General features: G+C 46.1%; 14 protein-coding genes. 12 read left to right on the top strand and 2 right to left on the bottom strand.

Annotated elements, in window-relative coordinates:
• Positions 1-113 precede the first annotated feature (113 nt).
• Entirely contained in the window at positions 114-1,625 is a 1,512-nt protein-coding gene (locus tag KHQ79_RS18115; protein WP_148982992.1) for a class I adenylate-forming enzyme family protein, read from the top strand.
• Positions 1,626-1,642: 17 nt separating this feature from the next.
• Here the strand turns inward: KHQ79_RS18115 and KHQ79_RS18110 are convergent, their stop codons facing one another.
• The gene (locus KHQ79_RS18110) at positions 1,643-2,239 is read right to left on the bottom strand and encodes a class I SAM-dependent methyltransferase (RefSeq protein WP_225516403.1); all 597 of its coding nucleotides are present in this window, start codon (positions 2,237-2,239) and stop codon (positions 1,643-1,645) included.
• Positions 2,240-2,389: 150 nt separating this feature from the next.
• Here KHQ79_RS18110 and KHQ79_RS18105 point away from each other — a divergent pair, with 150 nt between their 5' ends.
• From KHQ79_RS18105 to amj, 5 genes are all read left to right on the top strand, one after another.
• Positions 2,390-3,250, top strand: coding sequence for an SDR family oxidoreductase (locus KHQ79_RS18105; RefSeq protein WP_019257500.1), 861 nt, complete (start codon positions 2,390-2,392; stop codon positions 3,248-3,250).
• A 15-nt stretch (positions 3,251-3,265) separates the two neighbouring features.
• Positions 3,266-3,769, top strand: coding sequence for a D-lyxose ketol-isomerase (gene lyxE, locus KHQ79_RS18100; protein ID WP_119913419.1), 504 nt, complete (start codon positions 3,266-3,268; stop codon positions 3,767-3,769).
• 87 nt (positions 3,770-3,856) lie between these two features.
• Positions 3,857-4,402, top strand: a complete 546-nt coding sequence (locus KHQ79_RS18095) for a GNAT family N-acetyltransferase (RefSeq protein ID WP_060397945.1) — start codon at positions 3,857-3,859, stop codon at positions 4,400-4,402.
• 85 nt (positions 4,403-4,487) lie between these two features.
• Positions 4,488-4,910, top strand: a complete 423-nt coding sequence (locus KHQ79_RS18090) for a pyridoxamine 5'-phosphate oxidase family protein (protein WP_003240275.1) — start codon at positions 4,488-4,490, stop codon at positions 4,908-4,910.
• A 505-nt stretch (positions 4,911-5,415) separates the two neighbouring features.
• A complete protein-coding gene (amj, locus tag KHQ79_RS18085; protein ID WP_003240277.1) occupies positions 5,416-6,225 on the top strand; it encodes a lipid II flippase Amj in 810 nt (269 codons plus the stop codon).
• 44 nt (positions 6,226-6,269) lie between these two features.
• On the opposite strand, the gene KHQ79_RS18080 is transcribed toward amj, so the two are convergent.
• Positions 6,270-6,560, bottom strand: coding sequence for a DUF3817 domain-containing protein (locus tag KHQ79_RS18080; RefSeq protein WP_133488446.1), 291 nt, complete (start codon positions 6,558-6,560; stop codon positions 6,270-6,272).
• Between the two features lie 184 nt (positions 6,561-6,744).
• On the opposite strand from KHQ79_RS18080, the gene lrpC reads away from it, so the two are divergent.
• From lrpC to KHQ79_RS18050, 6 genes are all read left to right on the top strand, one after another.
• Positions 6,745-7,179, top strand: a complete 435-nt coding sequence (lrpC, locus tag KHQ79_RS18075; protein WP_003240281.1) for a transcriptional regulator LrpC — start codon at positions 6,745-6,747, stop codon at positions 7,177-7,179.
• Positions 7,180-7,243: 64 nt separating this feature from the next.
• Complete coding sequence (locus tag KHQ79_RS18070; RefSeq protein WP_225516401.1) at positions 7,244-9,430, top strand: DNA topoisomerase III; 2,187 nt, start codon at positions 7,244-7,246, stop codon at positions 9,428-9,430.
• 201 nt (positions 9,431-9,631) lie between these two features.
• Entirely contained in the window at positions 9,632-10,720 is a 1,089-nt protein-coding gene (locus tag KHQ79_RS18065; RefSeq protein WP_225516399.1) for a glycosyl hydrolase family 8, read from the top strand.
• Positions 10,701-11,552, top strand: a complete 852-nt coding sequence (gene epsK, locus KHQ79_RS18060; protein WP_225516397.1) for a cyclic-di-GMP receptor EpsK — start codon at positions 10,701-10,703, stop codon at positions 11,550-11,552. The genes KHQ79_RS18065 and epsK overlap by 20 nt, the downstream gene beginning before the upstream one ends.
• A 10-nt stretch (positions 11,553-11,562) precedes the next feature.
• Positions 11,563-13,272 carry a DUF2334 domain-containing protein gene (locus tag KHQ79_RS18055; protein WP_225516631.1) on the top strand — a complete coding sequence of 570 codons (1,710 nt, stop codon included), beginning with the start codon at positions 11,563-11,565 and terminating at the stop codon, positions 13,270-13,272.
• Positions 13,265-14,527 (top strand): glycosyltransferase family 2 protein, encoded by a 1,263-nt coding sequence (locus KHQ79_RS18050; protein ID WP_003240289.1) that lies wholly within the window; start codon positions 13,265-13,267, stop codon positions 14,525-14,527. The genes KHQ79_RS18055 and KHQ79_RS18050 overlap by 8 nt, the downstream gene beginning before the upstream one ends.
• The last annotated feature ends 4 nt before the right edge of the window (positions 14,528-14,531 follow it).

The raw sequence follows: 14,531 nt of genomic DNA, 5'->3' as shown, positions 1-14,531 counted from the left end.
AATTCCAAAATGAAATTGTTTTACAAGTGATCTTTTTTGGGTTAAAATGGGTGAGGTAAGGAAGAAAATCTAACAAATTATTGAAGATTCAAGAGAATATAGGAGATGACGATATGGAGACATTACAGCATCTTATTCTGCATGACATGCCGGATAGCGAAGAAATAGAGGCTGTAAAAAGCGGAGCCCATACACTGACGTATGCAGGTTACCGCAAACGGATTAACCAGCTGGCGAATGCCCTGCTGCAAAAAGGAATTCAAAAAGGCGACCGCGTTGCATTGCTTTGCAAAAACGGCCATCCCGCATCAACTGTTATGTTCGCCGCGCTTGAAATAGGTGCTGTTGTCGTACCTGTCAGCTGGCAGCTGAAACCATATGAAATGACAGGCATTTTAAAAGCAAGTGAACCGAAAGCGATGTTTTACGGAGCGGAGTTTAAAGAAACACTGGACGAAGTTCTTCCTGAACTGTCCACACTCCGGATTACGATGGAAACAGGAACAGCTTACGAAACATCTGCTGAATTTGAAGCTCTGTTTGCCGGTCCTGATCATTTGCCGGAAACTGAAATGGTTTCTCCTGACGATACAGCGCTTCTGATGTTTACGTCTGGGACGACAGGAAACCCGAAAAGATGCATGATCACACATGGCGGCATATACAGATACGTAACAAGATCCAACAGCTCAACAACACGCATGAAGGGCCTTCGTTTTCTCGCGTGCCACCCGATTTATCATACGAGTGCGCTCATTTGCATCATGCTTGGAACCTTTGCGGGAACAACATTCATTTTTACAAAGGATCAAGATCCTGTTCATATGCTGAAGGTCATTGAAGAAGAAAAAATTCAAACCGTGATGGCTCTTCCTGTGTTTTACACGTATTTGCTTGAAGCGTGGGAAACGCATCAAACCGACTTATCTTCGCTTGTGATTTTAATGACAGGCGGAACAAAAGTGCCGAGCAGCCTGATCCGCCGCTATCTTGATATCGGCATTCCGCTCGCGCACGGCTATGGAAGCACTGAGGCTTGGGGAATCAGCACATGGCTGCCTGAGATGGGAATGGATAAAGCGGCATCTGCGGGGAAACCTGTGGAAGGCGTTAAAGTCAAAGTCGAAGATCCTGAGACGGGAGAAGAACTCCCTCAAGGAGAAATCGGCGAAATCGTTGTTCACACGCCATTCTTATTTAAAGGCTATGAGGACAACCCTGAAGCGACAGCAAAAGTGCTGCAAAACGGCTGGTTCAAAACCGGAGATTCAGGCTATGTAGATGAAGATGGTTTTATTTTCATCACTGGACGCTACAAGGATGTCATTATTTACGGAGGCGATAACGTTTATCCGGATCAGGTTGAAGAAGTCATCCAGCAGATCCCGGGAATCCTTGAGACTGCGGTGGTCGGTATACCAGACCCGCTGTACGGGGAAAAACCGAGAGCGTTTATCGTGACAAACGGAGGCCAGCGTATAACGGAAGAGGACGTCATCGCATTTTGCCAGGAACGCCTTTCCGCTTACAAAATACCTGAAGTTGAATTTGTTAACGAACTGCCGAAAAATAACCTCGGCAAAGTAAAAAAAGACGTCTTGCGCAAGCAGGCCGTACATTCGTAAAAGAAGAAGCCCGTCACTTATGTGGCGGGCTTTTTTGCAGTAACACAGACAGAAAGCTCAGGCTTAATGTTTTTAAATTGCAACTCAATGTCTTCGAAGCCGGCTGCTTTGAAGTCAGCAATCATCTGTTTTCCAAATAATTTTGTTTTTTCTGGACTGGCGTCCGCTTCCCTTGGCTGCATCGTAATCGCTGCTTTGCCGCCGGGCTTTAGCGCCCGATAAATCTGTTTCATGCCTTTTGTCTGGTCATTCCAGATGGTGTAGTTGTTAACGGAAATCACTTTATTATAAAACGAGTCGGTGAGAGGAAATGTCTCGACGCTTCCTTGTATCAGGCGCACAGGCTTCGATTTTACTCTGCGGGCGGCCAGCTTCAGCATCACCTCTGACACATCAATCCCGTGAAGATCAACGTCCTTTTCACGCTTCAGCACCTGCTGCATGCAGTATCCCGGCCCAAACCCCACTTCTAAAATACTGTCCCCGCGTGTGATCCCCAGCTGATCTATTGTCCACTGATTCAGTGTTCTATTTTCAGCAGCCATGATGTACCCGGCAATCATGCCGAATACGCCCTTTGGCTTGCTGAATTTTTTAGAAAGCATGTTAATCATTCAGCAACCCCCTTTGCAAGTTATTTCCTCCTTGCGTTTCATGTGAAACATTTTTCTGATAAAGCAATGCGAAGGTGCCAATCCATGTTTATCCAAAGAACGTGTGAGGTACACAACAAATAGACATGAAAACAAAGGAGGAGAATCATCATGGCCAATTATCCAAAAGAACTGCCGGCCCAAACCCAAAATCGCCAGCCGGGAATTGAAAGCGAAATGAATCCAAGTCCGGTGTATGAGTATGAGAATTATAAGGGAGCGGACAAATTAAAAGGAAAAGTAGCGCTCATTACAGGCGGCGACAGCGGGATCGGACGCGCGGTATCCGTCGCTTACGCAAAGGAAGGCGCTGACATCGCCATTGTGTATAAGGATGAGCATGGGGACGCCGAAGAGACGAAGAAGCGTGTAGAACAAGAAGGCGTAAAATGCCTGCTGATCGCTGGTGACGTAGGCGAAGAGGAATTCTGCAATGAAGCGGTTGAAAATACGGTCAAGGAACTAGGCGGCCTGGACATCCTTGTAAACAATGCCGGTGAACAGCACCCGAAGGAAAGCATCAAAGACATTACTAGCGAACAGCTTCACCGCACATTCAAAACAAACTTTTATTCTCAATTTTATTTGACTAAAAAAGCAATTGATTACTTGAAACCAGGCAGCGCCATCATCAACACGACATCTATCAATCCGTATCGCGGGAACCCGACGCTGATTGATTATACAGCGACAAAAGGCGCGATCAATGCCTTTACAAGAACAATGGCGCAGGCGCTTGTCAAAGACGGCATCCGCGTAAACGCAGTGGCACCGGGTCCAATCTGGACACCATTAATCCCATCTACGTTCTCTGAAGATAAAGTCGCTCAATTTGGGCAAAATACTCCGATGGGCCGTCCAGGTCAGCCTGTTGAGCACGTCGGCTGCTATGTGCTGCTGGCTTCAGATGAGTCATCTTACATGACAGGCCAGACGCTGCATGTCAACGGCGGAGATTTTGTGACGACGTAAGAGGGAGTGAGACACATGAGCATCACGAAAGAGGAAGTAAACAGCTACTTTCAAAAAGCTGGTATTGTATTAACGGATGAGGAACTAGACCAAATCCAGCTGATGGACTACGGCTTAGGAAAAGAAAGAAAAGTCGGGCTCCAGCTCTTCATCTACGTCAATACAGACCGTTATTGCTCAAAGGAACTGGTGCTGTTTCCGGGACAGACTTGCCCGGAACACCGCCATCCGCCTGTTAATGGCCAGGAAGGCAAGCAGGAGACATTCCGCTGCCGCTACGGAAAAGTGTATCTTTACGTAGAAGGAGAAAAAACGCAGCTTCCAAAGGTTCTCCCACCGCAGGAGGACAGAGAACACTATACGGTCTGGCACGAAATTGAACTTGAACCGGGCGGGCAATATACGATTCCGCCGAACACCAAGCATTGGTTCCAGGCCGGGGAAGAAGGTGCCGTGGTGACGGAAATGTCTTCGACGAGCACAGATCAACATGATATCTTTACAGATCCAAGAATATAAGGATGAGGCGTAACAGCCCATCCTTTTTTGTATTGAAAAAAATGAAATCGCCGCTATAATGGGTAAAAAAGGAAAGAGGGCGAGGGAATGTTTACCTGCAAGGTAAATGAGCACATCACCATTCGATTACTGGAGCCAAAGGATGCGGAGCGGCTTTCCGAACTCATTATCGAAAATCAGCAGCGGCTCGGCCAGTGGCTGTTTTGGGCGGAAAATCCAAGCAGCGCTGAAACGTACAGAGAAACGATCATTCCAGGTTGGCGGCGGGAGTATGCCGACCTAAGCAGCATCGAAGCGGGGCTTCTTTATGACGGCACCCTATGCGGCATGATCGGCCTCCATCATCTAGATCAGATCAATCAAAAAGGGGAAATTGGCTATTGGATTGCCAAAGAGTTTGAAGGCAAAGGCATCATCACCGCCGCCTGCCGAACTCTCATCACATATGCTTTTGAAGAGTTTGGACTGAATCGCGTTGCTCTCTGCGCGGCTGCCGGGAATCAAAAAAGCCGAGCGGTCCCGGAGCGGCTCGGCTTTCAAGAAGAAGGAACGGCACGGGACGGCTTATTCGTTAACGGCAGGCATCATGACCTTGTCTATTACAGCTTGCTAAAGCGTGAATGGAAAGGATAAAAACATAGCGCGCGCATTTTCTTGTTTAAATCTTCCCCGGATGTGGAAAAGTAACAGCGGAGAAGTTAAAAAGGAGTGATTCGAGATGAATCAGCAAGACATTAAACAAAAAGTGCTTGATGTTCTAGATCACCATAAAGTAGGCTCGCTCGCAACGGTTGAAAAGGGCAAGCCGCATTCCCGCTACATGACTTTTTTCCATGACGGGCTGACGATTTACACACCGACGAGCAAGGACACTCATAAAGCCGAAGAAATTGAGAATAACCCCAATGTTCACATTTTATTAGGTTATGATTGTGAGGGCTTTGGCGACGCGTATGTTGAAGTTGAAGGAAAAGCCAAAATCAACAATTCGGCTGAACTGAAGGATAAAATATGGAGTTCCAAATTAGAGCGCTGGTTTGACGGTAAGGATGATCCGAATCTGGTGATTCTTGAAATTGAACCGGAGGATATCAGATTGATGAATGCCGGAGAGAAAACACCGGTCTCACTCGAGCTATAAGAAATTTGTGTTTTCAGGGGCGATATGTTATCATGAATAGCTAGTAAGAAAAATAAGCAAATAAAAAAGAAAGTAAACTTCTTTTTTCTGTTTTGAGAGAGAAGCTTACCGCTTCCCAAGCAGCATAACCAGCTGCCCTTATTCTTTTCCTTCATAACAAATCGCCCCTAACGATGAGATGGAAAAAAGACTTTTTTGTTTTACAATTCACACCGGCGCGGCTTCGGAGCCGCAGTGACGATTGAGAGGTAGGGCTTTCGTTGTCTTGTGTTCAAGAAATTTCCATGGTGTTTACTTTCCAGAATGATTCTTCGGAACAATGCTTTATGAATCTACCCCGCCCGACTTGGCGGATGATATAATCTTTATTTGCGTATAGAAAAGAATAAGACAAACCGCTCGGCGTACGCCGGCGGTTTTTTTATTGTTAAAAAACACATCGCACTGAAACCTCTTTGGCTTCTTTCCAGTCTTATCTCTAGGATGAAATTGGAGGAAGAATAACGTGCATGTCATTACAACACAAGTACTTTTTATTTTCTGTTTTTTGTTACTGATTCACTCGATAGAAACGTTAGCTTATGCCACAAGGCTTTCCGGGGCCCGCGTTGGATTTATTGCCTCCGCGCTTTCCCTGTTTAATGTCATGGTTATTGTGTCCAGAATGTCGAACATGGTGCAGCAGCCCTTTACCGGACATTTAATTGATGATGCGGGAAAAAACGCCCTGGCGATTGTCGGCGAGCAGTTCCGCTTCTTGATTTTCGGATCGACAGTCGGCACCATCCTGGGCATTATCCTGCTTCCGTCTTTCGTCGCTCTTTTTTCACGGGCGATTATTCACTTGGCGAGCGGCGGCGGCTCCGTTTTTCAAGTGTTCAAAAAGGGACTCTCAAAACAAGGATTCAAAAATGCCCTTTCCTATTTGCGTCTGCCGTCTATTTCGTATGTAAAAGGATTTCACATTCGCTTGATTCCTAAGCGTTTGTTTGTGATCAACATGCTGATCACATCCATTTATACGATCGGCGTGCTTTCAGCTTTGTACGCAGGCCTTTTGGCGCCTGAGCGCAGCACGACAGCGGTCATGGCATCGGGCTTAATCAACGGGATTGCGACGATGCTGCTGGCCATTTTTGTTGATCCTAAGGTATCCGTTCTTGCCGACGATGTGGCAAAAGGAAAACGAAGCTATACGTATTTAAAATGGACCTCTGTAACGATGGTCACATCAAGGGTGGCGGGCACACTCCTCGCCCAGCTGATGTTTATTCCGGGCGCCTACTATATCGCGTGGCTGACAAAGTGGTTTTAATAAGAAAGGCTGGATCATAAAGATCCAGCCTTTTTCGCACTTACTTATTTATATTTCCTTAATCCGCGGTCGTAAAAAAAGTTTCCGAATGGGACAAAAGCGGCGATGAAGCCGGCGGCTGACCATTTCAGCGACCATTTGACAGAGAGGGTCGCATACGCCAAGACAAGCAAATACAAAATGAACAATCCGCCGTGAACCGAACCGACAATTGTCACTGCAAGCGGAAGGCCCGCCCAATATTTTAGCGGCATGGCGATGAACAGCAGGATTAAGAGTGACATTCCTTCAATAAAACCCATCGTGCGAAGTCTTCCGATCGGCGTTTGCAGCATAAATCGCCCTCCTTGTGGACACGTTTTCATCTATACTATAAACAATCCGGAGGGCGCATATGATAGCTTTTAGAAAATGTTCGGAAAACATTCATTTTTAATTGCTTTTTCTCGGGAACTGTACTTGTCATTTACAAAAATACCCGAGATAATGTGTACAAAATCATAAAAGAAGGATGTTGAAATGAAACTTGACCAGATTGATCTGAATATTATTGAGGAGCTGAAGAAGGACAGCCGTTTGTCGATGAGGGAATTAGGCAGGAAAATTAAGCTGTCGCCGCCTTCTGTGACAGAACGGGTGAGGCAGCTTGAATCGTTCGGCATCATCAAGCAATACACGCTGGAGGTCGATCAGAAAAAGCTGGGGCTTCCCGTTTCCTGCATTGTGGAAGCAACCGTCAAAAACGCGGATTACGAGCGGTTTAAAAGCTATATTCAAACATTGCCGAATATCGAATTTTGCTACCGGATTGCGGGCGCAGCCTGTTATATGCTGAAAATCAATGCTGAAAGCCTCGAGGCGGTAGAAGATTTCATTAACAAAACATCGCCATACGCGCAAACCGTCACTCACGTTATTTTCTCAGAAATTGACACGAAAAACGGACGCAGTTAGAGAGTGCTTGTTCAAGTCTGTTATAATAAAAGGATGAGCGTGAAAGAAAGAGAAGTGATCAAGCATGTCAAAAACAGTTGTACTAGCTGAAAAACCTTCAGTCGGCCGGGATTTGGCCCGGGTGCTGAAGTGCCATAAAAAAGGAAACGGTTATCTCGAAGGCGATCAATATATTGTTACATGGGCTTTGGGCCATTTGGTAACACTTGCTGATCCGGAAGGCTACGGAAAAGAATTTCAATCATGGCGGCTCGAGGATCTGCCGATTATCCCAGAACCATTAAAGCTTGTTGTGATCAAGAAAACCGGAAAACAGTTCAATGCGGTCAAATCCCAGCTTACCCGTAAAGACGTCAATCAGATTGTCATCGCGACTGATGCAGGCCGGGAAGGGGAGCTTGTTGCGCGCTGGATCATTGAAAAAGCGAATGTCCGCAAGCCGATCAAGCGGCTGTGGATTTCATCTGTGACGGATAAAGCAATCAAGGAAGGCTTTCAAAAGCTGCGCAGCGGCAAAGAATATGAAAACCTGTATCATTCTGCCGTCGCCAGAGCGGAAGCGGATTGGATTGTGGGAATTAATGCGACCCGTGCACTCACCACAAAATTCAATGCCCAGCTCTCATGCGGCCGTGTGCAGACACCGACGCTTGCCATGATTGCAAAGCGCGAGGCGGACATTCAAGCGTTTACACCGGTTCCATACTACGGCATCCGCGCGGCGGTCGATGGCATGACGCTGACGTGGCAGGATAAAAAATCAAAGCAGACGAGAACGTTCAATCAAGACGTAACAAGCCGTCTGGTAAAAGACCTCGATGGAAAGCAAGCGGTCATTGCTGAGCTGAAAAAAACAGCGAAAAAAAGCTTTGCACCTGCCCTTTATGATTTAACGGAGCTTCAGCGTGACGCCCACAAGCGCTTCGGATTTTCTGCTAAAGAAACGCTTTCTGTGCTGCAGAAGCTGTATGAACAGCATAAGCTCGTCACATATCCGCGGACGGACTCAAGATTTTTATCCAGTGATATCGTCCCGACGTTAAAAGACCGTCTGGAAGGTATGGAAGTAAAACCGTATGCCCAATATGTCAGCCAAATTAAAAAACGCGGCATTAAATCCCATAAAGGCTACGTCAATGACACGAAGGTGTCAGACCACCACGCGATTATCCCGACCGAAGAGCCGCTCGTTCTCAGCAGTCTGAGTGACAAAGAACGAAAGCTGTATGACCTGATTGCGAAACGTTTCCTTGCTGTATTAATGCCTGCATTCGAATATGAGGAAACAAAGGTCATCGCAGAAATCGGCGGAGAAACCTTTACGGCGAAAGGCAAAACCGTGCAGTCACAAGGATGGAAAGCCGTTTATGACATGGCGGATGAGGATGATGAGCAGGAGGATGACAGAGATCAGACACTCCCGGCCCTTCAAAAAGGCGACACTCTTGCCGTCCGCACGTTGACTGAAACAAGCGGACAAACGAAGCCGCCTGCCCGCTTTAACGAAGGAACCCTGCTATCAGCGATGGAAAACCCAAGCGCCTTTATGCAGGGAGAAGAAAAAGGCCTCGTCAAAACGCTTGGAGAAACAGGCGGCCTCGGCACGGTGGCAACGCGTGCCGACATTATTGAAAAACTGTTCAACAGCTTTTTAATAGAGAAAAAGGACAAAGATATTTTTATCACATCTAAAGGAAAACAGCTCCTGCAGCTTGTTCCGGAGGATTTGAAATCACCGGCCTTAACGGCAGAATGGGAGCAAAAGCTGTCTGCGATCGCCGCCGGAAAACTGAAATCGGCTGTCTTTATTAAAGACATGAAGGCTTACGCTAACCAAACGGTAAAAGAAATCAAAAACAGCAGCCAAACGTTCAGACACGATAACATCACGGGAACGGCATGTCCGGAATGCGGCAAAATGATGCTGAAGGTAAACGGCAAACGCGGCACGATGCTCGTGTGCCAAGACCGTGAATGCGGAAGCAGAAAAACGATTGCCCGAAAAACAAACGCGCGCTGCCCGAACTGCCATAAAAGAATGGAGCTTCGCGGCCAAGGGGAAGGCCAAACCTTCGCGTGTGTCTGCGGGCACCGTGAAAAGCTTTCCGTATTTGAAAAACGAAAAAACAAAGACAAAGGGCGCGCTTCCAAACGGGACGTTTCCTCTTATATGAAAAAACAAAATAATAAAGATGAGCCGATTAACAACGCGCTGGCAGAACAGCTGAAGAAACTCGGTTTGGATAAATAACAGAAAAACCTGTGCATATCGCACAGGTTTTTTATTGGACTTAGGTCCCATTATTTGAATGTTTAAAAAGGGGAAAAAAAGCTAGCAATCTGCATTTTTTTCTTTTATAGTAAATGTAATTTGTAACATGGCAGTCATATTTTCGTCTACATATATTTGTGAGCGTCTGATTCGCTTCAGGCGACAAAGGGGGATTTGCCTGTGAGGCATGTGTTGATCGCTGTCATCTTATTCTTCTTATCTATCGGACTTTCCGCAGGGTGTGTTGAGGCTGGAAACAAGACCCAATATCAGTCTGCGGCAGAAACGAACGCCAGTCCGCTTCAGCCGGCAGAGTATTTCATCTATCACAATCTAATGAATGACCAAGGGCAGATCAAAACTGATTTTTCAGACCAGACTTCGTATTTATCAGAATCTCTCGGCCTGTGGATGGAGTTTTTGGTCAGCAAAAATGACGCCCCGCATTTTCAGGAGCAATATCAGCATCTGACTGATTCATTTCTGCTTAGCAATCACTTGGTAACGTGGAAGATTCAAAACGGCCAAGCGAGCGGGACGAATGCGCTGATAGATGATATGAGAATTATGCTGTCTCTTGACCAAGCCGCCGCAAAATGGGGCCGCAGCGACTACGCGCAAACGGCCCGGAATATCGGCACAGCTTTGAAGACATACAATATGAATAACGGGTTATTTACAGATTTTTACGACTCACAGGCCGCTTCAAAGGATGTGGCGATTTCATACGTCATGCCCGATGCATTAGCTGTCTTAAAGAAGAATGGAATCATAGACGAAGAAACGGAACAGCGGAATGCCAATGTTCTCTATTCAGCTCCTTTAAAAAATGGCTTTCTGCCGAAGACCTACAGCTCAGACACGAAGGAATACACATATGACAGTGAAATCAACCTCATTGATCAGCTGTACGCTGCTTGGCATTTGCCGGAAGGGGATAAAAAAGCCGCTGTTTTAGCGGACTGGATCAAGCAGGAATTTCAGACAAACGGAAAGCTGTACGGACGATATTCGGCGGATACGAAGGAACCTGCCGTCCAATATGAGTCGCCATCCGTATACGCATTAGCCGTATTATTTTTAACGGAACAGCATGAAAACAGCTCTGTCATCAAAGCCATATATGACAGGATGAATGACTTTGAAATTCTTGATCCGGTGAAATCGTATTATGGAGGCTATATGAGCGGCACTCAGACGCATTCTTTTGACAATCTGCTGCCGCTGTTAGCCGAAAGGAAGCTTTTTAATGAAAATATCATTCAATGAATCAAAAAAATTATTTGCTTATTTTTCAGGGCTGATTGCAGCCCTGTCTCTGTTTATTTATTATGTGTCAGCCCAGCAATCGGAAGGTGCTCTGATCCTTTGCATCACGTTTGTCGTCATCGCCGCAGGCATATGGTTCGGCCCAATTTACGCGCTCGCAGTGACCTTAATCGTACTCTTTGCCCTCGGCACTTTAATGATGTTTTTCCAGACTGGACAGGCTGCGCTATTTCCGGCTGAAGAAGGGCTGCGAATGCTTGTCATGTGGGGAATCGCGCTTTTGCTGTTTTCTTTTATAGCTGGAAGAATCCACGATATTGCAGCAGAGCTTCGGCGTTCAGTTACACGGCTTCAATCCGAAATCAAAAGCTTTGTCGCTGTGGACAGAGTGACCGGCTTTGATAACAAGCAGAGGATGAAGCTGGAGCTTTCAGAAGAAATCAAGCGGGCGGAGCGCTACGGCAATTCTTTCGTGTTTTTGCTGCTGCATATGCATTATTTCAAAGAGTTTAAGTCTTTGTACGGTGAAAAAGAAACCGACCGCCTCTTCCAATATGTCAGTCAGCAAATCAGGTCAAGCGTCAGGGAAACGGATAAGAAATTCCGCCCTTCTGACGAGCGTATCGGGATCGTTTTGACGCACACGCCCGCTGAACATATGCCGGCCGTCCTGACAAAGCTGAAAAAACAATTGGATACGTATCAGCTGGAAAATGGAAAGTATGTGTCGCTCACGTTCCACGTCTGTTATTTGCCTTACCGCAAAGATATCAAAACAGCTGATCAATTTTTAGAAGAACTGGAAAACGAGATGATGATGAATGAATTATAAAGGAATCACGCTGCTCTGCGTCACAATGCTTCTGTTTTCAGCCATTGCGGCTTTTCCCGTTTCGGCACAAGCAAAAGAGCGGGATGCCGGCATTCTCATCATTTATTCAACCTTGGACGGCAAGGAGTCTTCTCAAGTCAAAATGCTTGATTTGCTTGCGGGCCACTTTACATCACATGTGACAGCCAAAAATGATTTGGATGTTGAAGCCTCTGATTTCAAAGGCAAAGACCATGTGATTTATTACGGCCAAACGAAAAGAAAGCTTAGCAAAAAACTGGTGTCTCTTATCAGCAGTGTAAAAAAACCTGTTGTCGCCATAGGCTATAACGCAGGCCAAATCAGCCAATTTTCCGGGCTTTTATTAGCCAGGAAAGAAAATGTGTTTCAGGTCCACAGCAGGTCGGAAAAGACCGATGTGGCTCTAGAGAGCGGGCTTAACGTGCTGAGCGTATCAGGCCTCAAAGGAAAGGCGCTTTATACCTTCAAAGCCGATGACGGCAAAACGCATTCTTTTATATGGAAAACAAAAAAAGCGAATGTGTACATTGGATTAACAAATTTGTTAAATGACAATTTGATCGTGGCGAAACAGCTCAGAGAAGCTTTCGAAGAGAAGGCGGGGACGACGCTATTGTATTTGCGTCTTGAGGATATCAGCCCGATGTCTGATGAAACATTGCTGCTTCAAGCCGGTACATATCTGCATAAGAGGCATGTTCCTTTTATCCTGGCAGTGATACCGGTTTACTTGAATCCGGAAACAGGCGACAAAGTGTATTTGTCTGATAAACCGAAGATGGTCAAGGTGCTGAAAAAGCTGCAAAGCATGGGAGGCAGTATCATTGTTCACGGCTATACACACGCCTATCGCTACAGTGAAACAGGAGAGGGCTTTGAATTTTGGGATGCAAAGGCCGATCAGCCGATTACATCCGAAAATGCCGAAGACCCCCCATCCATTTTGGAAAAAGAACAGGATTTTCCGAACGAACAAGCCTATAACAGCTATCTAAAACAATTTCGGGAAAAGGAAGAAACGTATACAAAGCAAAAACTGACGCGCGCCATTGAGGATTTGACATCATCGGGTCTCTACCCGCTCGCATTTGAAGCGCCGCATTATACGATGTCCGAATATGGCTATCAAATTGCTTCGCAGTATTTTACAAGCATTTTTGGCCAGGTCCAGCTCAGCGGCACAACGTGGAAAACATCAGGTGCATCTCCGTATGTGACCGCTCCTTCGATGCTGCACGGCATGACGCTGTATCCGGAAACGATCGGCTTTGTCGATACATCAAAGCAAAACCCGCTCGGCGATATGGAGGAGCACATCTCCCAGATGATTGATTTTGAAGGCGGAGTAGCCGGAGGGTTTTATCATCCGTATCTCGGGATGAAATATCTGCCGGAGCTGGTTGATGAGATGGAACGCATTCCGGACAGTGAATGGCTTGATTTAAAGAAAACGAAACAAACCGTCAAAACAGACAAAGTGGAAATTCATACAAGCGGTGACGGAACGATTCAGGTGAAAAACGGCGTAAGCGCCATTGACGAGTTTTTCGATCATCATCGGCAAACCCCTCTGGAAAAGGCGTTATGGATTCTCTCCGCGGTCGTGCTCTTATTTGTCGTCATGTTTGTCAGTTATACGTTTTATTTGAGAGCCACATTGAAAAAACGAATTTTTAAGGAGAGAAGAAGCCTTGGGTAATACGCTGTTCTTTATCTCGCTAAGTTTAATATGGGTCATGCTTCTCTACCACATGTTTCTCATGCAGGGCGGGTTCCGCCACTATATGACCTTCGAACGGAACATCCCGAAGTGGAGAGAAAACATGAAGGAGCTGCCAAAGGTCAGTGTTCTCATCCCGGCACATAACGAGGAAGTTGTGATTCGGCAGACGCTGAAGGCGATGGTCAACCTTTATTATCCGAAGGACCGGCTGGAGATTATCGTCGTTAATGACAATTCATCAGACCGGACGGGTGATATCGTCAATGAATTTTCCGAGAAATACGATTTCATCAAAATGGTGATTACGAAGCCGCCAAACGCAGGAAAAGGCAAATCCTCTGCACTTAACTCTGGTTTTGCCGAATCGAACGGCGATGTGATCTGTGTATATGACGCCGACAACACGCCTGAGAAAATGGCCGTGTATTACCTTGTGCTCGGCCTGATGAATGACGAAAAGGCAGGCGCCGTAGTAGGGAAATTCCGCGTCATCAATGCGGCAAAAACGCTCTTGACGAAGTTTATTAATATCGAAACGATCTGTTTTCAGTGGATGGCCCAGGGAGGCAGATGGAAGTGGTTCAAAATCGCCACCATCCCAGGCACCAACTTTGCGATCCGCAGAAGCATTATCGAAAAGCTCGGAGGCTGGGATGACAAAGCGCTCGCTGAGGATACCGAGCTGACGATCCGGGTGTATAATCTCGGCTATCACATCCGCTTTTTCCCTGCCGCCATTACTTGGGAGCAGGAGCCGGAAACGTGGAAGGTCTGGTGGCGCCAGCGCACCAGATGGGCGCGTGGCAATCAATATGTCGTGCTGAAATTTTTGGCGCAGTTTTTCAAGCTGAAACGAAAACGGATTATCTTTGACTTGTTTTATTTTTTCTTTACGTACTTCTTGTTTTTCTTTGGCGTGATCATGTCAAATACGATATTTGTTGTCAATCTGTTTTATGATTTGCATTTGTCGGTCGGGTTCTTGGCAATGATTCTCTGGATCTTGGCATTTTTCTTATTTATGACAGAGGTCATGATTACGCTAAGCATTGAAAAAACAGAAATGAACAGGCAAAACTTTTTTATCGTTTTTCTCATGTACTTTACATACTCGCAGGCATGGATTGTGCTGGTCATCTATTCTTTATTCGTAGAAATCAAGCACCGTTTATTCAAGCAGGAGGTCAAATGGTACAAAACAGAACGATACAATCAACATAAAAGCGGGTGACCTT

This window comes from Bacillus sp. TSO22 (assembly GCF_020223595.1).
Lineage (GTDB): Bacteria > Bacillota > Bacilli > Bacillales > Bacillaceae > Bacillus > Bacillus inaquosorum.
The sequence above is the reverse complement of the archived record's forward strand: the minus strand, read 5'-3'. Positions and strand labels throughout refer to the sequence as shown.

Bases quoted from the DNA above. Each gene is read 5' to 3' on its own strand.
- KHQ79_RS18115 (WP_148982992.1), top strand. From the start codon at position 114: ATGGAGACATTACAGCATCTTATTCTGCATGACATGCCGGATAGCGAA.
- KHQ79_RS18110 (WP_225516403.1), bottom strand. From the start codon at position 2,239: ATGATTAACATGCTTTCTAAAAAATTCAGCAAGCCAAAGGGCGTATTC.
- KHQ79_RS18105 (WP_019257500.1), top strand. From the start codon at position 2,390: ATGGCCAATTATCCAAAAGAACTGCCGGCCCAAACCCAAAATCGCCAG.
- lyxE (WP_119913419.1), top strand. From the start codon at position 3,266: ATGAGCATCACGAAAGAGGAAGTAAACAGCTACTTTCAAAAAGCTGGT.
- KHQ79_RS18095 (WP_060397945.1), top strand. From the start codon at position 3,857: ATGTTTACCTGCAAGGTAAATGAGCACATCACCATTCGATTACTGGAG.
- KHQ79_RS18090 (WP_003240275.1), top strand. From the start codon at position 4,488: ATGAATCAGCAAGACATTAAACAAAAAGTGCTTGATGTTCTAGATCAC.
- KHQ79_RS18080 (WP_133488446.1), bottom strand. From the start codon at position 6,560: ATGCTGCAAACGCCGATCGGAAGACTTCGCACGATGGGTTTTATTGAA.
- lrpC (WP_003240281.1), top strand. From the start codon at position 6,745: ATGAAACTTGACCAGATTGATCTGAATATTATTGAGGAGCTGAAGAAG.
- KHQ79_RS18070 (WP_225516401.1), top strand. From the start codon at position 7,244: ATGTCAAAAACAGTTGTACTAGCTGAAAAACCTTCAGTCGGCCGGGAT.
- epsK (WP_225516397.1), top strand. From the start codon at position 10,701: ATGAAAATATCATTCAATGAATCAAAAAAATTATTTGCTTATTTTTCA.